General features: G+C 70.8%; 21 protein-coding genes. 6 read left to right on the forward strand and 15 right to left on the reverse strand.

Annotated elements, in window-relative coordinates; all coding sequences use genetic code 11:
- Positions 1 to 68 precede the first annotated feature (68 nt).
- Both IF11_RS0116035 and IF11_RS0116040 read left to right on the forward strand, forming a co-directional pair.
- Positions 69 to 1583 (forward strand): MFS transporter, encoded by a 1515-nt coding sequence (locus IF11_RS0116035; RefSeq protein WP_078490715.1) that lies wholly within the window; start codon positions 69 to 71, stop codon positions 1581 to 1583.
- Entirely contained in the window at positions 1580 to 2602 is a 1023-nt protein-coding gene (locus IF11_RS0116040) for a glutathione S-transferase family protein (RefSeq protein ID WP_030352275.1), read from the forward strand. Before IF11_RS0116035 ends, IF11_RS0116040 begins: the two co-directional genes overlap by 4 nt.
- A gap of 25 nt (positions 2603 to 2627) precedes the next feature.
- Here the strand turns inward: IF11_RS0116040 and IF11_RS0116045 are convergent, their stop codons facing one another.
- The 4 genes from IF11_RS0116045 to IF11_RS0116060 all read right to left on the reverse strand — a co-directional run bounded on the left by IF11_RS0116045 (position 2628) and on the right by IF11_RS0116060 (position 5663).
- Positions 2628 to 3821 (reverse strand): MFS transporter, encoded by a 1194-nt coding sequence (locus IF11_RS0116045; RefSeq protein WP_030352276.1) that lies wholly within the window; start codon positions 3819 to 3821, stop codon positions 2628 to 2630.
- Between the two features lie 156 nt (positions 3822 to 3977).
- On the reverse strand, positions 3978 to 4157 hold the full coding sequence (locus IF11_RS0116050; protein WP_030352277.1) for a hypothetical protein: 180 nt from the start codon (positions 4155 to 4157) through the stop codon (positions 3978 to 3980).
- 156 nt (positions 4158 to 4313) lie between these two features.
- On the reverse strand, positions 4314 to 5036 hold the full coding sequence (locus IF11_RS0116055; RefSeq protein WP_030352278.1) for a hypothetical protein: 723 nt from the start codon (positions 5034 to 5036) through the stop codon (positions 4314 to 4316).
- Positions 5037 to 5039: 3 nt separating this feature from the next.
- Complete coding sequence (locus tag IF11_RS0116060) at positions 5040 to 5663, reverse strand: RNA polymerase sigma factor (RefSeq protein ID WP_051745968.1); 624 nt, start codon at positions 5661 to 5663, stop codon at positions 5040 to 5042.
- 322 nt (positions 5664 to 5985) lie between these two features.
- On the opposite strand from IF11_RS0116060, the gene IF11_RS0116065 reads away from it, so the two are divergent.
- Entirely contained in the window at positions 5986 to 6795 is an 810-nt protein-coding gene (locus tag IF11_RS0116065; protein ID WP_030352280.1) for an SAM-dependent methyltransferase, read from the forward strand.
- Here IF11_RS0116065 and IF11_RS0116070 read toward each other — a convergent pair.
- From IF11_RS0116070 to IF11_RS0116095, 6 genes are all read right to left on the reverse strand, one after another.
- Positions 6768 to 7697, reverse strand: a complete 930-nt coding sequence (locus IF11_RS0116070) for an ion transporter (protein ID WP_030352281.1) — start codon at positions 7695 to 7697, stop codon at positions 6768 to 6770. The genes IF11_RS0116065 and IF11_RS0116070 overlap by 28 nt on opposite strands.
- 151 nt (positions 7698 to 7848) lie before the next feature.
- Positions 7849 to 8880, reverse strand: coding sequence for a hemolysin family protein (locus tag IF11_RS0116075; RefSeq protein ID WP_030352282.1), 1032 nt, complete (start codon positions 8878 to 8880; stop codon positions 7849 to 7851).
- Entirely contained in the window at positions 8877 to 10211 is a 1335-nt protein-coding gene (locus IF11_RS0116080; protein ID WP_030352283.1) for a hemolysin family protein, read from the reverse strand. Before IF11_RS0116080 ends, IF11_RS0116075 begins: the two co-directional genes overlap by 4 nt.
- Positions 10212 to 10417: 206 nt before the next feature.
- Entirely contained in the window at positions 10418 to 11878 is a 1461-nt protein-coding gene (locus IF11_RS0116085; protein ID WP_078490716.1) for an LCP family protein, read from the reverse strand.
- Positions 11879 to 11948: 70 nt separating this feature from the next.
- On the reverse strand, positions 11949 to 12929 hold the full coding sequence (locus tag IF11_RS0116090; protein WP_030352285.1) for a M56 family metallopeptidase: 981 nt from the start codon (positions 12927 to 12929) through the stop codon (positions 11949 to 11951).
- A 3-nt stretch (positions 12930 to 12932) separates the two neighbouring features.
- A complete protein-coding gene (locus IF11_RS0116095) occupies positions 12933 to 13367 on the reverse strand; it encodes a BlaI/MecI/CopY family transcriptional regulator (RefSeq protein WP_030352286.1) in 435 nt (144 codons plus the stop codon).
- Positions 13368 to 13555: 188 nt separating this feature from the next.
- Here IF11_RS0116095 and IF11_RS0116100 point away from each other — a divergent pair, with 188 nt between their 5' ends.
- The 3 genes from IF11_RS0116100 (at position 13556) to IF11_RS0116110 (ending at position 15296) form a co-directional block, all read left to right on the forward strand.
- Positions 13556 to 14131: a TerD family protein gene (locus IF11_RS0116100; protein ID WP_030352287.1), complete on the forward strand. Its 576-nt coding sequence runs from the start codon at positions 13556 to 13558 to the stop codon at positions 14129 to 14131.
- Positions 14132 to 14194: 63 nt separating this feature from the next.
- A complete protein-coding gene (locus IF11_RS0116105) occupies positions 14195 to 14773 on the forward strand; it encodes a TerD family protein (protein WP_030352288.1) in 579 nt (192 codons plus the stop codon).
- A 67-nt stretch (positions 14774 to 14840) separates the two neighbouring features.
- Positions 14841 to 15296: a tellurite resistance TerB family protein gene (locus IF11_RS0116110; protein WP_030352289.1), complete on the forward strand. Its 456-nt coding sequence runs from the start codon at positions 14841 to 14843 to the stop codon at positions 15294 to 15296.
- Positions 15297 to 15367: 71 nt separating this feature from the next.
- On the opposite strand, the gene IF11_RS0116115 is transcribed toward IF11_RS0116110, so the two are convergent.
- The 5 genes from IF11_RS0116115 to IF11_RS0116135 form a co-directional block, all read right to left on the reverse strand.
- A complete protein-coding gene (locus IF11_RS0116115; protein WP_030352290.1) occupies positions 15368 to 16285 on the reverse strand; it encodes a DMT family transporter in 918 nt (305 codons plus the stop codon).
- A gap of 89 nt (positions 16286 to 16374) precedes the next feature.
- The gene (locus IF11_RS0116120) at positions 16375 to 17226 is read right to left on the reverse strand and encodes a YhjD/YihY/BrkB family envelope integrity protein (protein ID WP_030352291.1); all 852 of its coding nucleotides are present in this window, start codon (positions 17224 to 17226) and stop codon (positions 16375 to 16377) included.
- Positions 17227 to 17336: 110 nt separating this feature from the next.
- Entirely contained in the window at positions 17337 to 18089 is a 753-nt protein-coding gene (locus IF11_RS0116125; protein WP_030352292.1) for a PIG-L deacetylase family protein, read from the reverse strand.
- The gene (locus IF11_RS0116130; protein ID WP_078490718.1) at positions 18086 to 18814 is read right to left on the reverse strand and encodes a DUF1796 family putative cysteine peptidase; all 729 of its coding nucleotides are present in this window, start codon (positions 18812 to 18814) and stop codon (positions 18086 to 18088) included. Before IF11_RS0116130 ends, IF11_RS0116125 begins: the two co-directional genes overlap by 4 nt.
- Before the next feature lie 21 nt (positions 18815 to 18835).
- Positions 18836 to 20038, reverse strand: coding sequence for an SAM-dependent methyltransferase (locus IF11_RS0116135; protein WP_030352294.1), 1203 nt, complete (start codon positions 20036 to 20038; stop codon positions 18836 to 18838).
- Between the last annotated feature and the right edge of the window lie 51 nt (positions 20039 to 20089).

Raw genomic sequence — 20089 nt, forward strand, 5'->3', positions numbered from 1 at the left:
GCCCGCCCCGTCCACCGGTCGGCACGCTCCAGGTGAGGGATCGGGGCGCGCGAACTAGGGTGCGATTCATGGCCGGAGATACAGGGCGGGGGAGCGGACAGGACGCCGCCGCGGTGCCGGACCCGCGGCGCTGGAAGGCGCTCGCCGTCTGTCTGGTGGCGGGCTTCATGACGCTGCTGGACGTCTCCATCGTCAATGTGGCCCTGCCGTCGATCCGCGAGGGGCTGCACACCCCCGTCTCCGACCTCCAGTGGGTGCTGTCCGGCTACGCGCTCGCCTTCGGCCTCTTCCTGATCCCCGCCGGACGGCTCGGCGACGCCCGCGGCCGGCGCGTGGTCTTCATGGTCGGGCTCGCCCTCTTCACCCTGGCCTCCGCGGCCTGCGGAGCCGCCCAGTCCAGTCTCTGGCTGGTGATCGCCCGGCTGGTGCAGGGCTTCGCCGGAGGCGTCGTCACCCCGCAGATCTCGGCGCTGATCCAGCAGATGTTCGGCGGCCGTGAGCGGGGCCGCGCGTTCGGCATGTTCGGGATGGTGGTCGGCATCTCCACGGCCGTGGGGCCGCTGCTGGGCGGTCTCATCATCCAGGCGGCGGGCGCGCAGGAGGGCTGGCGCTGGGTCTTCTACGTCAATCTGCCGCTGGGCATCATCTGCCTGCTGCTGGCCCGGCGGCTGCTGCCGGACACCCCGTCGGCGGCCCCTGTCCGCCCGCGTGATCTCGACCCCTTCGGGGTACTGCTGCTCGGCACCGGCGTACTGGCGCTGCTGCTGCCCTTCGTCCAGTCGCAGCAGTGGCACGGCGGGGAGAAGTGGCTGCTGCTGATCGTCGCCGCCGCGCTGCTGGCCGGCTTTGTGAAATGGGAGTCCCGGTGCCGGCCCGGCGGCACCCAGCCGGTGCTGGACCTGCGGCTCTTCCGCATCCGCTCCTACTGGCTGGGGTGTCTGCTGATCCTGCTGTACTTCGCCGGGTTCACCACGATCTTCTTCATCAGCACCCTCTATCTCCAGAGCGGACTGCACTACTCCGCACTGGAGGCCGGACTGGCCATCACCCCCTTCGCGGTGGGCTCCGGCGTGGCGGCGGGCATCGGCGGACGGCTGGTCAACCGCTTCGGGAGACCCCTGGTCGTGGTCGGACTGAGCATGGTGACGGTCGGCCTCGCGGCCACCGCGCTCGCCGTACATCTGGTGCCGGGACGCGGCGCGGGCTGGGCGATGGCGGCGCCGCTGCTGGTGGCCGGCCTCGGCAGCGGGCTCGTCATCACGCCGAACCAGACCCTGACCCTGTCCGAGGTACCGGTCCCCATGGCGGGCAGCGCCGGCGGCACACTCCAGACCGGTCAGCGGGTCGGCTCCGCGGTCGGTATCGCCGCCGTCGGATCGGTCTTCTTCGCCCAGGTGGGGCGGGACGGCTGGGCGACGGCGTTCGACCGCGGGCTGATCGTCTCGCTGGCGTTCGTGATCGCGGCGCTGCTGGTCGCCCTCGCCGATGTGGCCACGGCGCACCGGGACAGAAAGCGGGGTACGGGACCGGAGGGGCCCTTCACCCACCCAGCGTCCACACCACCGGAAGGAGACCAGCGATGAGCAGCACCCCCACGGAGAGCAACGCGGAGTACGGGAAGAAGCCCTTCAAACGTTCGAGGAGCCATTTCGCCGACCGGATCACGGCCGACGGCAGGGACGGCTGGCCCGTCGAGGCCGGCCGCTACCGGCTCGTGGTCAGCCGGGCCTGCCCCTGGGCAAGCCGCGCCCTGGTCGCCCGGCGGCTCCTCGGCCTGGAGGACGCCATCTCGCTCGCGATCGCCGACCCGATCCAGGACGACCGCAGCTGGCGCTTCACCCTGGACCCGGACGGCCGGGACCCCGTACTCGGCATCCGCTTCCTCAGCGAGGCGTACGACGCGCGGGAGACGGGCTACCCCGGCGGGGTCAGCGTGCCCGCGATCGTGGACGTACCGAGCGGGAAACTGGTGACCAACGACTTCCAGCGGATCACGCTGGACTTCGCCACCGAATGGACGGCGCTGCACCGGCCCGGCGCCCCCGATCTCTACCCCGGGCCGCTGCGCGACGAGATCGACGAGGTCATGGAGGGGATCTACCGCGATATCAACAACGGCGTGTACCGCGCCGGGTTCGCGGACGGGCAGAGCGCCTACGACGACGCCTACCGCACGCTGTTCCGCCGACTCGACCAGGTCTCGGAACGGCTGGCGGACCAGCGTTATCTGGTGGGGGACACCCTCACCGAGGCGGACATCCGGCTGTTCACCACGCTGGTGCGCTTCGACGCCGTCTACCACGGACACTTCAAATGCAACCGGTCCAAACTCACCGAGGATCCGGTGCTGTGGGCCTACATCAGGGATCTGTACCAGACCCCCGGGTTCGGCGACACGGTCGACTTCGACCACATCAAGCGGCACTACTACCAGGTGCACACCGGTATCAACCCGACCGGCATCGTGCCCCTCGGCCCCGATCTGTCCGGCTGGCTGACCGCGCACCACCGGGACGAGCTGGGCGGACGGCCGTTCGGGGACGGAACACCGCCCGGTCCCGTGCCGAGGGGAGAGGAGGTCCCACCGGCGGGACGCCCCTGAGAAGCCCGCCGCGCCGACGCCCCCGTCAGCTCTCCGCCAGGGGCCGGCGCAGTAGATACAGCGCTACGCACGCCACCAGCACCACCACACAGGCCGTGAACGTCAGCCCCGCGCCCTTCAGTCCCAGCCCGAGCGTCAGCGCGCCGACGCCGACGACGGGCAGTGAGATTCCCGCGTACGCGACGACGAACAGGGCGGAGACCGTGCCGCCCCGGTGCTCGGGCGGCGCCGCGCCGCTGACGGCGGTCATCGCCGCGCGGAAGGCCAGCCCCTGGCCCAGACCGCCCAGGACCGCGCCCGTGACGAGCAGCGCCAGCGACTCCACCGCCAGCGACGTCCCCACCACCACCAGACCGACCACCAGCACCAGACAGCCGCTCGGCAGCGCCCGGCGCACCCCCAGACGCCCCATCAGCGACTGGCCGATCGTGGAGGCGAGAAAGACCGAGAAGACGACCGCCCCCGAGACGGCCAGATTGCGCACGTTGAGGGTCTGGGCCACAAAGGACGGCGCCACCGCGGTGAACAGACCCAGCAGGGCGAAGCCCGCGAACGCCGCGAGCGCGGACGGCGCGAACACTCCACGCACCTCCGGCGGCACCACCAGCCCCTGCGGCCTCAGCCGGGGCCGCCGCTCCGGGTGCGCCACCGTCTCCGGCAGGAACCAGGTCAGTACGGATGCCACGGCCACCAGCGCGAGATGGACGAGGAAGGGCAGACGCAGCGGCCACGGCGCGTACTGCGCGAGCACCCCGGCCAGCAGCGGGCCACAGCCCAGGCCGCCCATGTTCGCGGCGGTGGCGGCGAGCCCCGCCCGTGCCTCATGGCCGGGCGGGGCCAGTTCCAGCACGGTGACGGTGGCCGCGCCGCTGAGCAGCCCGGCGGAGAAGCCGGACAGCAGCCGGCCCGCGAACAGCAGCGGAAGCCCGCCCTCGAACAGGAAGCAGAAGGCGCTCGCGGCGGCCAGGGCCAGCGCGGCCAGCAGCACAGGCCGCCGGCCCACCTGGTCGGAGAGGTCGCCCGCCAGCAGCAGTACGGCGATCACCCCGAGCGCGTAGACGGCGAACACGACCGTCACCATCAGCTCGGAGAAGCCGAGCTGTTCGCGGTAGAGCCCGTACAGCGGGGTGGGCAGCGTCGTACCGGCCATACCGACGGCGAACACCCCGGCGGCCACCGGATAGCCGAGTCGCCGGCTTCCGTGCGCGCGATCCGTCATACCAGCCCCCGTCCTCCGAGCCCCCGTCGTTCGAGCCCCGTCCTCCGACCCCGGTCCACTGAGCCCGGTCCACTGAGCCCCATACGACCGGCACGGACGCCGCGCCCGGAACCGCCGCGACGAGGCGCGGCCGGCCGCGGGCGCGGCGTCACGGCGTCACGGCATCACGGGGGGAATCAGCCGTCGTTGGCCGGACCGGCCGTTCTCCGGCGGCGCATCAGCACCGAACCGCAGGGCGACCAGCTGCCGTACCTCGTCCAGCGGCCGGGCGGTCGCCGCCGTCCAGAGCAGGGTCCGTATCGGTGCGTCGTCGGAGGGCGTGGGATCAAGAGGCATGGCGCTGCTCCCTTTACCGAACTCCACGGGCGGCTCTCTCTCACCGTGAAGGGCCACCGTGCGCCAGAGGGGCGCACGCTTGGATACATCAAATGCCCCTCTCGGACTTTTGTGCCATCCGGGACCGGCAGAAGAGGTGACGCGCCGGACAGCGCGCTATCCGGCAGGACGGCCGCCGGTGCCGCGGGTGAGATCGGCGGTCAGGGAGGGGTTGGGCTGCGGGACCTCACCGAAGTCCTCGTCGGCGCTGTCCACGCGGAGCCGGTTGATCACGGCCTCCAGCGCGGCGGGCAGCGTGGGGTGACGGCCGTGGTGGCACTGGCTGAGCAGATCGTGCCGGACCGTCTCGGGCAGCAGCGAGGAGAGCGCGGGCGGCGCCGCGGGCCGTCCCGGCCCCGGCAGATGACGGGACTGGCCGCGCCAGTACGCCGCGTCCTTGAACTCGGCCCGCTGCTGATGGGCGAGGAAGAGACAGAAGGCCGCGGTGCGATTGCCGCCGCCGGCCGCGAACTGCCACCAGAACTGGGCCGCGTCACGATGCCCGGTCAGATGCAGAAGGGCCGCGAAGACGACGGCGCCCTCGGGATCGATCCGGTCATGGTCCACCAGCCGGGACAGACTGGCCGCTGCCTCGGGCGCGTTCAGGACGAGCGCGACGGCGAGGCTGAGGTCATGCGCGGCCTGCTCATGGGCCGAGGGATAACGGTGCGGCGCCGCGCCCGGGTCCGGGCGCCACGCCGCTCCCCGCACCGTACGCCGCGCCGCGGCCCGGCTCCGCGCCGCGGCGGTGTCGTAGTCGTCATAGGTGTCGGTGAGGACTTCCGCGTCGTCCAGCAGCGCGTCGACCGGTCCGGGGTCGGGTTCGTCGGGGTGGCGCACGGTCTACTCCTCCGTCTCGGTCTCTCGTACATCGAGGTGCTTGGCCAGTCGTCTGCGGGCGTGCCGTACATGGGACCGTACGGTGGCGACCTCGATGCCCATGTACTCCGCGACCTCCTCGTCCGGGACCTGGAGGACGTAACGCAGCACGACCACGTCGTACTGCCGCTCGGGAAGCCGGGAGATGGCCCCGTACAGCCTCATCTCCCGCTGCAGCACCTCGAATTGATCGCGCTTCTCGATGTTGAGGAGCTTGCGGACCGCTGCGTGGAAGGCGGCGGTGTCGACCAGCGCCGGTTCCCTGGCGTGGTCGTCCAGCCACCACGCCACCTCCTCCTTGAGGAGCGCCCACGCGTACCGGGCCACCGATTCCTGGGTCAGCACATGCGGCCAGTGCTCCAGCAGCCGGGCGCAGGTGGTGTCGACCACGGTCTCGGCGGCGGCGCGACCGCCCACCTGCGTATGGGCGTAGCGCAGCCACAGCGTGTGGTGGCGCGCGTCGAACGCGTCGAAGGTCAGCGCCAGCCGGTGGACCGTCCCGTCCGGGGGGTCCGGAAGGCCGCGGTCGTCCACGCCCTGAGCGCCGTGGGAGACGCGGACCACCGGACGTTCCGGATCGACGTGCACACATGCCCCGTTCCCTGGACACCGCGCCGCTCCACGGCGGAGGGCGCCGGTGCGAGAGGTGTGCCTCTCTTCACCTGTCAGCCAACCGGATGAGCGCCGTCAACGTGCGGCACACACCCCGGGGTTTACTCGCGGACAGTCATCATATGATTACTGGGCCGTAGGGTGGGTGGTGTTTCCGTATCGTTCCGCCGTCCCATGCGCCCGGCCCTCCCTCATATGGCCCGCCCGTCAGGACAGTTGGGCCATCTCGTACGGTTGTCCGCATGCGGCGGTGGGAAGTCACCGACTGTCAGCCGGCGATGAGAACGGGGGTCGCGCGATGGGCGACAACGGTGCGGTGGATCTTGAACTGGACCGGGCGCATTCCGCCCGGATGTACGACTACTACCTGGGCGGGACGACCAACTTCCCCGCGGACCGCGAGGCCGCCGCGAGGGCCATTTCCGCCTTCCCCTCCATTCTCTCCACCGCCCGGATCAACCGGCGCTTCATGCACCGCTCCGTCCGCTTCCTCGCGCGGCGGGGCATGCGGCAGTTCCTCGACATCGGCACCGGAATCCCCACCTCCCCGAACCTCCACGAGGTCGCCCAGCGTGAGGTCCCGGAGGCACACATCGTCTACACGGACAACGATCCGATCGTGCTGGCCCACGCCCGCGCGCTGCTGCACAGCCATCCCGCGGGACGCACCGCGTACGCGGAGGCCGATGTCACCGACCCCGAGGGCCTGTTGGCCGCCGAGGAGATACGCGCGACGCTCGACTTCACCCGCCCCATAGCGCTCAGCCTCAACGCGCTGCTCCACTTCGTCACCGACGAGCACGACGCCCATGACATCGTCGAACGCCTCAAGTCCGCGCTGCCGTCCGGCTCCACGCTCGCCATCGCGCATGTCACCACCGAGTTCGACCCCGAGGGCATCGCGCGGCTCACCACCGCCTACCGCGCCGCGGGCACGCCGGGACAGGCACGCACCCGCGAGGAGATCGCCCGCTTCTTCGCCGGCTGGCAGCTGCTCGACCCGGGGATCACGCCCTCGCACGAGTGGCACCCCGACCCCCACGAGCGGAGCGGGAACGTCACCAACAAGGAAGCCGCCTGCTACGTCGGCGTGGCGCGCAAACCCTGACCGCCAGCCGGCGCCGCGCGGTGGTGCCCGTCGCTCTCGCTGCTCGCCACCGCGAGTCCGGCCTCGACCTCGTCCAGCGCGCGGCGCGCGGCGGCTATCCGGGCGAGCAGCACCGCCCGTGACTCGTCCATGGCCGGTGTCACCGGTACGGCAGGTCTCTCGCGGGTCCGCTCGTCCTCCAGTTCACGTGCCTCCTCAAGGGAGTTGATGACGACCCCGATCAGCAGATTGACGAGCAGGAACGATCCGAGCAGCACGAACGAGGCGAAGTAGACGATCGCCCAGCGGGAGATCTCCAGGCCGCCCCGGACCGCGTCCCCCAGACCGTCGAGCGTGATCAGCAGAAAGAGTGTGAGGGCCGCGCGGCCCAGTGAACCGTAGTGTTCCGGGTCGGCCGCGGCGAAGAAGACCCAGCCGAGCATGGCGTACACATACAGCAGCAGCGCACCGATCAGAACGAAGCTCAGCGTGCCCGGCAGGCTCTTGCCGACGGCGACGATGACGATACGCAGCTGGGGCAGGAAGCGCGCGGCGCGCAGCACGCGCGCGAGCCGGAGCAGCCGCAGGACGGTGGCGTTCTCGCGGGCGAAGGGCGTGAGGGCGAGCCCCACGACCACCAGGTCGAAGACGTTCCACGGATCGCGGAAGAAGTCCTTCGGGCGCTCCGCGTAAGTGGCCGCGCGCAGCAGGATCTCCGAGGCGAAGGCGGCGAGGAAGAGATGCTCGGCGGCCTTCAGCTCCCCGCGCCACTGGTCGACCGCGCCGGTGTAGGTCTCGATGCCGAGCAGGACGGCGTTGCCGATGATGAGGCAGAACACCGCGGTGTTGAAACCGCCGGACTCCACGATGCGCCGGCTGCGGTCGGCGAGAGCCCGCTGTAACCGGCTCGTCCCGTCGGACATCAGATGAACCCATTCCCCATACGGAAGCTGATACAGACACGGATACAGAAGCTGATGAAGATGAAGCTGATACGGACACGGATGAAGCTGATGCGGACAGGGAAGCGGCCGGTGCCCGGGGCGGGGCACCGGCCGCTCGTCCACCGCGCGGCTACGCGGCGGTCGGTGAGCCGGCCGCGGGGCCGACCAGTTCCTCCAGGACGTCTTCCATGGTGACGAAGCCGATGACGGTCCCCTTGTCACCGCTGACCGCGGCGAGATGGGTACCGGCGGCGCGCATGGCCGTCATGGTGTCGTCGAGCGGAGTGTCGATCTCCACCCTGATCACCGTGTGCAGCGCGCTGCGCGGGAACGGCAGGGTCCGCTCGCCCGCACCGAGGGCGTCCTTGATGTGCAGATAGCCGAGGATCGTGTTGTCGGGTCCGGTGACCGGCAGCCGTGAGAAGCCGGAGGACGCCGCGGCACGCTCCAGCTGCTGCGGAGTGGTCTGATGGTCGACGGTGATCATCCGGTTGAGCGGGACCATCACCTCACCCACCGGACGCGTGCCCAGCTCCAGGGCGTCGCGCAGCCGCTCGCCGTCCGCGGGGTCCAGCAGCCCCGCCTCGCTGGAGTCCTTGACCAGACGGGCGAGTTCGTCGTCGGTGAAGACCGACGCGACCTCGTCCTTGGGCTCGACCTTCAGCAGCCGCAGGATGGCGTTGGCGAACGCGTTGATCCCGAAGATCACCGGGCGCAGCGCCCGGGTCAGCCCGACCAGGGCGGGCCCCAGCGCGAGCGCGGTCGGGGCCGGCGCGGCCAGCGCGATGTTCTTCGGCACCATCTCGCCGATCAGCATGTGCAGATACGTCGCCAGCGTCAGCGCGATCACGAACGCGATCGGATGGATCAGCGCCTCCGGCACACCGATCGCCTCGAACGGCGGCTCCAGCAGATGGGCGATCGCCGGTTCGGCGACGGCGCCCAGCACCAGCGAGGAGATGGTGATACCCAGCTGAGCCGTGGCCATGGCCGCGGACAGATGCTCCAGGCCCCACAGGGTGCTCTTCGCCCGGCGGCTGCCCTTGATCGCCAGGGGCTCGATCTGGCTGCGCCGTACGGAGATCAGCGCGAATTCCGCGCCGACGAAGAACGCGTTGGTGAACAGGGTGAGCACGCCGATGGCGAGCTGCAGGCCGGTCATCGGTTCTCCTCCGCGAGCTGGGCGGCCGGGGCGGGTGCGGTGATCCTCACCCGGTCGGCCCGGTGGTGCTCGATCCGCAGGACCGCGAACTGCCAGCCCTCGATCTCCAGCGTGTCGGTCAGCACGGGCAGCCGCTCCAGCCGGGTCGCGAGCAGCCCGGCCAGCGTCTCGTACGGGCCTTCCGGCGCGCCGAAGCCGATCTCTTCGAGCTGGTCGAGACGGACACTGCCGTCCGCCTCCCAGACGCGGCGGCCATCGGCGGTCGGCCGGCCCGGTGCCAGGTCGGGCGTCTCGTCGGGGTCGTGCTCGTCACGTACCTCGCCGATGACCTCCTCGACGATGTCCTCCACGGTGGCGACGCCGGCGGTGCCGCCGTACTCGTCTATGACCACGGCCATCGTCCGTGACTCGCGCAGGCGCCGCAGCAGCCGGTCCACCGGAAGGGAGTCCGGGACGAGCAGCGGGCTGGTGGCCAGCTCGGTCACGAGGGTGTCGTCGCGCTTGCTCTCGTCCAGGGCGAGGACATCGCGGATATGGATGGTGCCGATCACCTCGTCGAGGCTGTCGCGGTAGACCGGGAAGCGGGACAGGCCGGTGGCCAGCGTCAGGTTCGCCGCGTCCGTGGCGGTGGCATGGGCCTCCAGGGCCCGTACGTCCACGCGCGGCGTCATCACGTTCTCCGCGTTCAGGTCGGCCAGATGCAGGGTCCTTACGAACAGCTCGGCGGAATCCGCCTCTATGGCGCCCTCCCGGGCCGAGTGCCGCGCCAGGGCGACCAGTTCCTCGGGGGTACGGGCGGAGGCCAACTCTTCGGCGGGCTCCAGCCCGAAGCGGCGTACCAGACGGTTCGCGGTGTTGTTGAGATGCCGGATCAGCGGGCCGAAAGCGGCGGTGAACCCGCGCTGCGGCCCGGCCACGACCTTGGCGACCGCGAGCGGGCTGGAGATCGCCCAGTTCTTCGGGACCAGCTCGCCGATGACCATCAGCACGACGGTGGACATGGCGACGCCCAGCAGCGTGGCGACGGTGGACACCGCGCCCGTCGGCAGGCCGACCGCTTCCAGCGGGCCGCGCAGGAGCACGGCCAGGGACGGTTCGGCGAGCATGCCGATGACCAGTGAGGTCACCGTGATGCCCAGCTGGGCGCCGGAGAGCTGGAAGGTCAGCCGCTTGGCCGCCGCCAGCGCGCTCGCGGCGCCACGCTCACCGGCGGCGGCGGCGCGTTCCAGCTCGCCGCGCTCGATGGTGGTCAGGGAGAACTCGGCCGCGACGAACACCGCACAGGCGAGGGTGAGCGCGAGGGCGAGGAGCAACAGAAGCACTTCGGTCACCGTGCCACCTCCGGTCCATCGCTCGACGGGACGGGGACGGCACGGCTCGTACTGGGAGGCTCACCCATTGCGGGACCGCAGCTCCTTCTCGGGTCAGGTGGTAGGGACGGGGTGGGCACCCCGTCCAGCAATAGTAAAGGATTCGCAAAGCAGCGCAATGTTGTGTCCGACTCACGACATCGCTCAGATCATCGGACCGCATCGCGTCATCGGACGGCGTCGAAATCCTTGCCCACGGTCAGTGTCACCACTCCCGGGGCGGCCCCCGCGTCCTCCCGGGCGACGCTGCCCGGCAGCCGTGAGGCCAGCACCTCGGCCGGTCCCGCCTGGTCCTGCGGATAACCGACCGTGGTCTTCTTGGTGTCCTCCGGCGCGTTCCCGACCCCGACGATCGTGAATCCGGCCGACCGCAGCGTCTCCGCGACCTTCGCGCCCCGGCCCGTCGTGCCGGAGCCGTTGAGGACCTGGACCCGCACCGTATGGGCGTAGACCGGGCTCTTCGCGTCTGCTTCCAGCTTCTCCTTGTCGACCTCGGTGTCCTTCGCCAGGGAGGCGAACAACTCCGCCGCCTGCGGATACTGCCAGACGACGTTCGCCCTGTCGGTCGGCACATCGGCCTCCCGCGCGTAGTTGGGCACTGTCAGGAACGTCAGCCGGTCGGTGGGGATTCCCTTGACCTCGGACGCGAGACCGGACAGCGGCTTGATGCCCGCCAGCGCCTTGTCCGTGGTCAGTGACTTCGTCGCCGAGTCCAGGAACCCGTACAGCGCGTTCGGGCTGGTCAGCTTCTCCTGGGCCTTGGCGGCCAGGGCCTCCATGAACTCCTGCTGCCGGCCGATACGCCCCAGATCGGAGCCGTCCCCGACGCTGTAGCGCGTCCGTACGTACCCGAGGGCCTCCTCGTCCTTGACCGTCTGGCACCCGGCGTCCAGGTCGAGATGGGCCTTCTCGTCGTGGATGGCGGTCTCGGGGCAGACCTCGATGCCGTCCAGCGCGTTGACCATGCCCTTGAAGCCCTGGAAGTCGACGGACATGAAGTGGTCCATGCGCAGACCGGTGTTCTGTTCCACCGTCCGGATGGTGCAGGCGGCGGCGCCGGACACCTCGCCCGACGTACCGCCGATGGCGAACGCCTCATTGATCTTGAACTTGTGCGGCGCGGACTTGCTGCCGTCCCCCTTGTCGCAGGACGGTATGTCCACCCACGAGTCGCGGGGGAGCGAGACGACCGTGGCCCACTTACGGTCGGCGGACACATGCAGGACCATCAGCGTGTCCGACTGCATGGTGGTCAGGCCCTTGCCGTACTTCGCGTTGTCGCCGCCCCGCGAGTCGGACCCCACCACGAGGATGTTCTTCGACCCCGGGCTCAGATTGACCGGCCGGCCGCCGCCGATCTTGTTGTCCACGTCGGCGGAGTGGATATTGCCGTTGAGGTCCTGGTAGATCCAGGCCGCCGCACCGGAGACCCCGATGAGCACCACGGCCAGTGCCCCGCCCGACCAGACGGCTATTCGGCCCCGCCGGGTCAGTCGGGCCCGGCCCGCCCTCCGGCCGCCGCGGTGACCCCCGCCCGCGGAGCGGCCCCGCCGCCCGCTGGATTCCCTGCCCACGCTGATCCTCCGTGCCCCGTTACCGGCCGCCGTTCGTCCGGACGGACCGGTCATCGCCCCGTGCGACGGATGCACTCTACTGGCTCTACAACTCTGTAGAAACAACTGGGTGTTCCGCCGCCGTTCACAGCGGTGTGGCGGCTTCGAGGACGACGAAGAGCGCGAGGGCCGAGTTGAGGGCGGACAGCGTGGACGCGGCGGTTCCGGCGGCCGCCACGCAGGCGGCCATCCCCGCCCGGGTCAGTGCGGGCGGCCAGCTCCTGCGCGGCGGCACCGGACCGAGCAGGGCCGCCACCCGGCGCGGCACCGGGCCCGCCGAGGCGAACGCCGCCAGCCCCGGCGTCGCGACCCGGCGGGAGAACAGCGCGGCCTTGCCCACCGCGCGCGCCGTGATCCGCCGGTCGCCGGTGACCCGCGCCGCCTCCTCGTCCGCCCAGCGCTCCGTGCTGTATGTCACCGCGGCCCGCAGCGGCCGCAGGAAGGGGTTGGCGCAGCCGGCCAGCTGGACGGCGAGCAGTAGCCGGTGATGCCGTCCGGCCAGATGGGCGCGCTCATGGGCGAGCAGCGCCCGCCGCTCGGCCGCGTCCAGACAGGACAGCATGCCCGTGGAGACGACGATCCGGCCGGGGGAGCCGGGCAGCGCGTACGCGTAGGGCTGCTCATCGTCCAGGACGGCCACCTCGGAGCGGGGGTCAGAGCCGGAGCCGGAGCCGGCGTCGGGGCCTGATCCGGCATCGGACCGGAGCCCTGCCAGCGCCCGGTGCGCGCGGAAACGGAAGCGCAGATGCCGCCGTACGGTCAGCGCACACGCCACGACCACAAGGCCCAGCGCGACGATGGCGGCCTTGCCCGCGATCTCGTCGTACGGCACGGCCGCCCGTACCTCGGGATCGGACCAGCTGTCCGGGAGCGGATTCCCGGGCAGCTGCGCGGTGCCGACGACCACGAGCAGACCGAGACAGAACGTGCTGCACGCCGCCAGAACCACGGCGACGGAGGTCAGTAACACCGCGGCGTTGCGCGGATGCAGATGGTGCTCGGCCAGCCGCGCGATCGGCAGCGCGGTCAGCGGCAGGACGAGCGGCAGGAAGACGAAGACGCCCATGGATCAGCTTTCGGGACCGGGTTCGGATCGGGGTTCGGGGCCGGCGTCCTTGAGCAGTGAGCGCAGCACCTGCTCGTCATGGGGGGACAGCGCCGACACGAAGCTGGAGAGCACCGCGTCGCGGTCGTCCCGCTCATCGAGCAGCCGCCGCATCCGCAGGGCCGTGAGGCCCGCCTCGTCCGCCACCGGCGTCCACAGGAAGGAGCGCCCCGACCGGCTGCGGGTCACGGCCTGCTTGCCGAGGAGGCGCGTGAGGATGGTGATCACGGTGGTGTACGCCAGCTCCCCGTCGAGCCGTTCCTGCACCCAGGTCGCCGCCACGGGTGAGGTCGCCGAGCCCAGCACGGCCAGCACCTGGGCCTCCAGTTGGCCCTGGCCGCGTCTGCGGGTACGGGACGCCTGGTCCCGGTCGTCCCTGTTCCCGACGTTCCCGGCCACGAAATGGCCTCCTCCCACACCGCCGCCCCAGCCGCCCTGGGGCCGGGGCATCCTAACCAGCTCTTCGCGGCGCACCTTTACGGCGGCCAACTTCTACAGTGTTGTAGATTTACGATGGTGCCACACGGCACCGCGTCGCGCCGGGACGTCCGGCGTGCCCGGTTCCGGGACAGAGGAAGGGAAGCAATATGGGTGTGAGCCTCGCCAAGGGCGGCAACGTCTCGCTGAGCAAGGAGGCTCCAGGTCTGACCGCCGTTCTGGTCGGCCTCGGCTGGGACGTACGGACCACCACCGGCGCCGATCACGATCTGGATGCCAGCGCCCTGCTGGTCGACGGCTCCGGCAAGGTCGCCTCCGATCGGCACTTCGTCTTCTACAACAACCTGACCAGCCCGGACGGTTCGGTCGAGCACACCGGGGACAACCTCACCGGCGAGGGCGAGGGCGACGACGAGACGGTCAAGGTCAATCTGGCCGCCGTGCCCGCCGATATCACCAAGATCGTCTTTCCGGTGTCGATCCATGACGCGGAGTCGCGCGGCCAGTCCTTCGGGCAGGTCCGCAACGCGTATATCCGGGTGGTCAACCAGGCGGGCGGCGCCGAGCTGGCCCGCTACGACCTGAGCGAGGACGCCTCGACCGAGACCGCGATGGTCTTCGGCGAGCTGTACCGCAACGGCGCCGAGTGGAAGTTCCGCGCCATCGGCCAGGGGTACGCCTCCGGCCTCGCCGGCATCGCCTCCGACTACGGCGTCAACGTCTGACCTCCGTACCCGTATCCGCCGTACCGACCCGCGCGTCCGACCCCACGCCCCCAGGAGCGAACGATGAGCGTCAACCTTGCCAAGGGCCAGCAGATCAGCCTGACCAAGTCCGGCGGAGGTGAACTCACCGTCATCCGCATGGGCCTGGGCTGGCAGGCGGCCCGCAAGGGCTTCTTCGCCCGTATGACCGCCCGCGAGATCGACCTGGACGCCTCGGCGCTGCTCTTCGCCGGCAAGGAGGCCATCGATGTCGTCTTCTTCCAGCACCTGACCAGCGATGACGGTTCCGTGCGGCACACCGGCGACAACCGGGTCGGCGGCGCGGGACAGGGCGGTGACGACGAGTCGATCGTCGTGGACCTCCAGCGCGTCCCCGTCCATGTCGACCAGATCGTCTTCACCGTCAACTCGTTCACCGGCCAGACCTTCGAAGAGGTCGAGAACGCCTTCTGCCGGCTGGTCGACGAGACCAACGGCCAGGAACTGGCGCGCCACACACTCACCGGCGGTGGCAAGCACACCGCGCAGATCATGGCCAAGGTGTACCGCTCCGGCAGTGGCTGGCAGATGTCCGCCATCGGCACCCCCGCCGAGGGACGTACGTTCCAGGACCTCATGCCGGCCGTCGTCCCTCACCTCTGACCCCATTACTCCGGACGCCCTGTCCGGCATCCATCACCCCCGCCACTCACTATCCAGGAGACTCCACGTGGCCCTGTGGGACCGCATCAAGGATTCCGCCGCGTCGATGCAGACGCAGCTGAACGCGAAGAAGAACGACCTCAAGAGCGGCGCCTTCCGTGACGCCAGCATGGCGATGTGCGCCCTGGTCGCGGCGGCCGACGGATCCATCGACCCGTCCGAGCGCCAGCGCGTCGCCTCGCTGATCATGACCAACGACGTACTGCAGAACTTCCCCGCGGACGATCTGCAGACGCGCTTCAACGACTACTGCCAGAAGCTGACGGCCGACTTCGACTTCGGCAAGGTCGGCGTCCTGCAGACCATCGGCAAGGTCGCCAAGAAGCCCACCGAGGCCCGCGCGGTCATCCAGATCGGCATCGTCATCGGCGGCGCCGACGGCGACTTCGACGAGAGCGAGCGCGCGGTCGTCCGCGAGGCCTGTTTCGCGGTCGGCATCGCGCCGAGCGAGTTCGACCTCTGACGGTCATGAGCCGGGGCGTGCCGTCCCCCGTACGGCACGCCCCTCGCACGCCCGCGCGGTACGCCGCCGATTCAGCGATCGGCCGCGCGGCGTCCCCAGCTCGTACCCGTCAGGACGAGCACGGCTCCGAGTACCCCGGCCGCTCCCAAGTGCTCGCCGCCGATCGCGATACCGGCCGCCGCCGCCCACAGCGGTTCCGTACCGAGCAGCAGGCTGACCCGGGACGGTGAGGTGCGGCGTACGGCCCACATCTGCACGAAGAAGGCCCCCAGCGTGCAGAAGACGGAGAGGAACGCCAGCGCCGCCCACTCGCGGGCGCCGAAGCCGGCCGCCACCGTCCAAGGCGCGGGACCGGTGCCCGGCAGGGCGGCCAGGACCGCGAACACCGCGACGGCGCCGCCCAGTTGGACGGTCGTCAGCGAGAGCGAATCCGCTTGGCGCACCGCCTTGGTCCTGGCCATGGCCAGCACATGGACGGTACGGGCGAGCGCGGCCAGCAGCATCAGCAGATCGCCGGCCGAGGGCGCGGTGAACCCGCCGCTCTGCGTCAGCAGCACCACCCCCGCCACGGAGAGCCCGGCGGCGGCGACGAAGGACCCGGGCGGCCGGGTCCGGGTGACCGCGGCCTCCGCGAGCGGTGTGAAGATCATGGTGAGGCTGATGATCAGCCCGGCATTGGTCGCCGAAGTGTGCACGACGCCATAGGTCTCCAGCAGGAAGATCCCGCTCAGCACGAGTCCGAGCAGCCCGGCGCCGCGCCACTGGGCCGCCTTCAGCGCCCGCAGTCTTCGCCACCCGGCGACGACCAGGACCGGCAGGACCAGCGCGAAGCGCAGCACGAGCACGGCGATGACCGTGTCCGCGGTCGTGATGCCCTTCGCCGCGAGATAGCTGGCGCCCCAGACCACGGCGACCATCAGCACGGGCAGATCGGTGAGCCAGGCCCGGCGCGGTACGGGGGCGGGCAGCGGAGCGGCGAGCGACGACACGGGGAACGGATCTCCAGCGGGCACGGGGTGCGGAGACCTCGATGGCTCGCGCGGGAACGATCACCGTACCGGTGCGTGGAGGGCACTCCTCAGGGGCCCCCGGCGTCGATACAGCGCTGGATCCGCCGGTACGTGCGGTTCTCGTGGAAGAGTCGGCCCACCAGCGCGCCGCCGTAGACGACGAAGCCGACGCCGACCAGCCAGGACTGGATGACCAGAACCGTCCCGAAAGGGCCGTAGGTGACCGCGTTCGCGGCGATCAGCGGGGAGAAGACGACACGCGAGAAGACCCGCAGTCCGAGCAGGCCCAGCGCGGTCGCGACGGCGCCCGGCAGGAGCGCCTGCCAGCGGACGCGGCCGGCCAGGAGCACTCGCTGCGACCACCAGAAGAAGAGGCACGTCCCGATCAGATCGCCCACGGTGGCGAACACGATCTCGACGACGGACTCGGAGGTGACGGGCGTATTGACGAAGACGAGAAGGAAGAAGACGAGCACCGCCAGCCACAGCACATGGCGCCACATGGTGTGCCAGCGCGCCGTCGGCAGCTCCCAGACCCGCTCGTAACCGGTCTGTACGGCGGACCCGAACGTCAGCCCGAACACGGCGAGCGCGGCGAGCCCGAACGCCGTCGTACGCTGCAACGCCTGGCCGGGTCTGCCGAACAGCTGCTGGATCTCCTGCTGCGCGGAGGGCGAAACCCCCAGCCCCTGCCCCAGCCAGCGGGCGAACCCCTGGCCGCTCGCCGGGTCGGCCGCGGCGACGAGGATCAGGAGGGGGACGAGAGTGAGAAAGCCGAGCGCGGCGAAGCTCATCGCCCGGTGCATCAGCTCCATCCCGCGGCCGCGGTTCCAGGCGAGCACGGCGGACGCGGTGATCGAGCGGTACAGGCTCTGAAACCGGTGTCCGTGCTCCGTCGCACCGAAACGCTTGCGGGTCATAGGTCGTCTACTACCCGCCGAGGGCGCCGCACCCGTGTACGGCCCCCGGATGGGTGCCGCGCGCCCCGCCCGGCCCCGCCCGCGCGGGCAGGACGCGGGCGGGGCGTGTATCACCCGGGCTCTCCCGGGGATTCGGCCTCCTCCAGGGACCAGACGCGTTCGGCACGCAGCGGACCGCCCCGGGCCATCACGTTCCCGTGGTCGATGGTGAGCGGCGCCAGCTGCGAGGCGTAACAGAGCACCACCGCGCGCTTGACCGCCCACAGGTCGTCGGACAGCGTCAGATCGTGGACGGCCCGCGTCCGGTAGCGGCTCGCGATCTCCCGGTAGGCGACTCCGAAGTGCTCGTCCCCGGCGAGGGCCGTGTCGGTCTCCGCGCTGCCCCACTCCTTGAGATGCCCCGTATAGGGAAGGTCGGCGTAGACAAGGGGGAGCGGCCTGCCGAGCTCGCCGAGGACCCGCAGCGCACGGTCGCGTACCTTCGCGTGATCGGCCTGGTTGGTGCCCAGCGGAATCAGCAGCCGCGTGCCGGGGTCGAGATCGGCGAGATACGTGTCGATCTCATGGAGCGGGCCGCCGTCCCCGTACGGACCGTCGGGGTGCCCGAGGACGACCCGCTCGACACCGAGCAGCGCACAGGCCCGGGTGTCCTCCGCCACCCGGGCGAGATGTGCCTCGCCGCCCGATGAGAAGCCGCACGTGGTGTCCCACCAGGAGACCTCCTGTCCAGGAGACGGCGCGCCGCCGTACACGGTCACGACGGTGACGGGCGAGTCGAGCGCGGGGATCAGACCCGCGAGCGACAGCGCGGCGTCGTCGAAGTGCGGGGAGAGGATCACGGTGGAGGGCGGGGGCGGTGTCATACGGACGTGCTCCTGTCGGTGACGGATGGTGCGGGCGTTGCGGATGCTCCGGGCGATACAGATGGGTCTGGTGCTGCTTCTGGTGAGGGCCGGGGCGGGGGCGGGGCGAAGCGCACGTCACGGAACGCGGCGTCCCACTCGGCGTCGTCGCCCTCCCAGCGCCCGGGGGCGGCCGCGACCGTGCCCCAGCTGATCCCGGGGCCGAGGGCGCCGCCGTCCGGCGGTGGGGTGCGGCGCAGCCAGAGCAGATCGAACCGGTGGCGCGGATACGCCGTCGCGATGACCAGCCGCAGCCGGCGCAGATCGGCCGCGGTGAGTTCGTCGAAGGCGTCGTGGTGGACGTACAGCACATACGCGGACGAGCGCGCGAGCGTACGCCAGCGCTCGGCCAGCGCCCGGAACTTGGCGCGCACACCGTCGAGTTGCCGGTCGATGTCGGACCGGGTGAGCGCGGTGCCGGACGAGGCATGAAAGTCGTGGAAGAAGCGGATGTCGGAGCCGCGATCCAGCGCGCAGAGACCGTCGCTGAACGGTTCGACCATCCCGGGCCGCAGCACATCGGCGAAGTCACCGGCGATCGTCTCCACGACGGACTCGAAGTCGAGATCGAGCCAGTCGAAGAAGTGCGCGCGGTCATGGCCGGTGATCCGGCGGATCTGATGGGTGGACTCACAGTGGTAGCCCAGCCCGACACAGCGGTCGTACACGTCGTACATGTCGAACATCTCCGGTCTCCCCGGGGGCGGTCAGCCGTTCGTGCGCCGCAGGAGCAGCCCCACGCTGCCGCGCTTGCTCAGATACGCGCGTCCCGCGCAGACGGTCTCCAGTTGCGGGGGCACGAGCACGATCTCCTCGTCCGCCCGCCAGGTGGCGGACCGCTCCAGCCAGGGGCGTACGCGCGAGGCGAGCGCGTCGGGTTCGAGGGCGACGAAGACGAGATCCGTGGCCAGATCGTCGAGGAGCGCCAGATCCTGGCCGTAGTAGAGCATCTCGATCAGCAGCTGCGCGGTGGCGCGGGGAGCGTCTTCCTTGGCCAGTTCCGCGAGGTCGGCGCCGTCCACGGTGACCCCGTCGGTACCGGCGAGCGCGGCGGTGAGCCGGGGCCGGAAGACCGCGTTGGGTTCGGTGGCCCGTACGGTGAAGCCGGCGGCGGCGAGCCGGTGGGTCAGCGCCCCCTCACAGGCCCCCACCTCCACCAGCGTGCCGCCGGAGCCAACTCCTGTGCACCGCTCCCGTACCCACGCCGCGGTGGCGTCCAGCCGCCGTGCCTCGTACGGCGAACTGCCGAACTCCCAGGGGTCGACCACGGACGCCGCCTCGTCGTCCAGGCTGGCGAGCAGCGCGAAGAGCCGCTCACGCTGATCGGGGTCGGTGTCGAAGAAGCGCTCGACGGCCGGGACATGCGGTGTCTGGACGACGAACTCCGGGTCGGCCTCGGCCAGCAGATGCCCGCACGAGCCATTGACGAAGTCCAGCTTGGCGGCGATGTGTTCGCGCCCCAGCGGGCGGTCGAGATCGCTGAGGATCTGGAGGTACGGCGAGAACCCGACGGCGTGCCGCAACTCGGCCCTCGTGAGGCCGGCATCGGCATCGGCGTCTTCGGCGTCGGCGGCGCGGGCGAGGGCGGTGTCACGGCCGAGGCGCCCGCGACTGCGCCGGTTGTCCGCGGGGGAGTGCGTCCAGATCCGGCAGGGCCGCCCGGCGGCCGCCTGACGCAGAAGCGTGGCGAGTACCTCGGGCCCCGGCGAGGCGATGCCGTCCGTCACGGGCCCGACATGGGACGCGATCAGGGCGAGGCGTTCCGGCGCGTCCATGCCCGCGCCGAGGATCAGCGTCTCGGCGCGATCGGCGAGGATCACCCGGGTCTCGCCACCGCCGTCGTCGGTGAGTACGGACAGGAAGTCGAGGACGGCGTCCTCGGCCCGGAGTACGACAACGATATCAATCACGGTACTTCGGTCCTTGGTACGGAGCCGACAGGGGGAGCGGGGCAGGGTGGG

The organism is Streptomyces scopuliridis RB72 (assembly GCF_000718095.1).
Classification (GTDB): Bacteria; Actinomycetota; Actinomycetes; order Streptomycetales; family Streptomycetaceae; genus Streptomyces; species Streptomyces scopuliridis.

Bases quoted from the DNA above. Each gene is read 5' to 3' on its own strand.
- IF11_RS0116085 (WP_078490716.1), bottom strand. From the start codon at position 11,878: ATGACCGGTCCGTCCGGACGAACGGCGGCCGGTAACGGGGCACGGAGG.
- IF11_RS0116035 (WP_078490715.1), top strand. From the start codon at position 69: ATGGCCGGAGATACAGGGCGGGGGAGCGGACAGGACGCCGCCGCGGTG.
- IF11_RS0116125 (WP_030352292.1), bottom strand. From the start codon at position 18,089: ATGACACCGCCCCCGCCCTCCACCGTGATCCTCTCCCCGCACTTCGAC.
- IF11_RS0116045 (WP_030352276.1), bottom strand. From the start codon at position 3,821: ATGACGGATCGCGCGCACGGAAGCCGGCGACTCGGCTATCCGGTGGCC.
- IF11_RS0116090 (WP_030352285.1), bottom strand. From the start codon at position 12,929: ATGGGCGTCTTCGTCTTCCTGCCGCTCGTCCTGCCGCTGACCGCGCTG.
- IF11_RS0116040 (WP_030352275.1), top strand. From the start codon at position 1,580: ATGAGCAGCACCCCCACGGAGAGCAACGCGGAGTACGGGAAGAAGCCC.
- IF11_RS0116075 (WP_030352282.1), bottom strand. From the start codon at position 8,880: ATGACCGGCCTGCAGCTCGCCATCGGCGTGCTCACCCTGTTCACCAAC.
- IF11_RS0116120 (WP_030352291.1), bottom strand. From the start codon at position 17,226: ATGACCCGCAAGCGTTTCGGTGCGACGGAGCACGGACACCGGTTTCAG.
- IF11_RS0116050 (WP_030352277.1), bottom strand. From the start codon at position 4,157: ATGCCTCTTGATCCCACGCCCTCCGACGACGCACCGATACGGACCCTG.
- IF11_RS0116130 (WP_078490718.1), bottom strand. From the start codon at position 18,814: ATGTTCGACATGTACGACGTGTACGACCGCTGTGTCGGGCTGGGCTAC.
- IF11_RS0116065 (WP_030352280.1), top strand. From the start codon at position 5,986: ATGGGCGACAACGGTGCGGTGGATCTTGAACTGGACCGGGCGCATTCC.
- IF11_RS0116100 (WP_030352287.1), top strand. From the start codon at position 13,556: ATGGGTGTGAGCCTCGCCAAGGGCGGCAACGTCTCGCTGAGCAAGGAG.
- IF11_RS0116105 (WP_030352288.1), top strand. From the start codon at position 14,195: ATGAGCGTCAACCTTGCCAAGGGCCAGCAGATCAGCCTGACCAAGTCC.
- IF11_RS0116070 (WP_030352281.1), bottom strand. From the start codon at position 7,697: ATGTCCGACGGGACGAGCCGGTTACAGCGGGCTCTCGCCGACCGCAGC.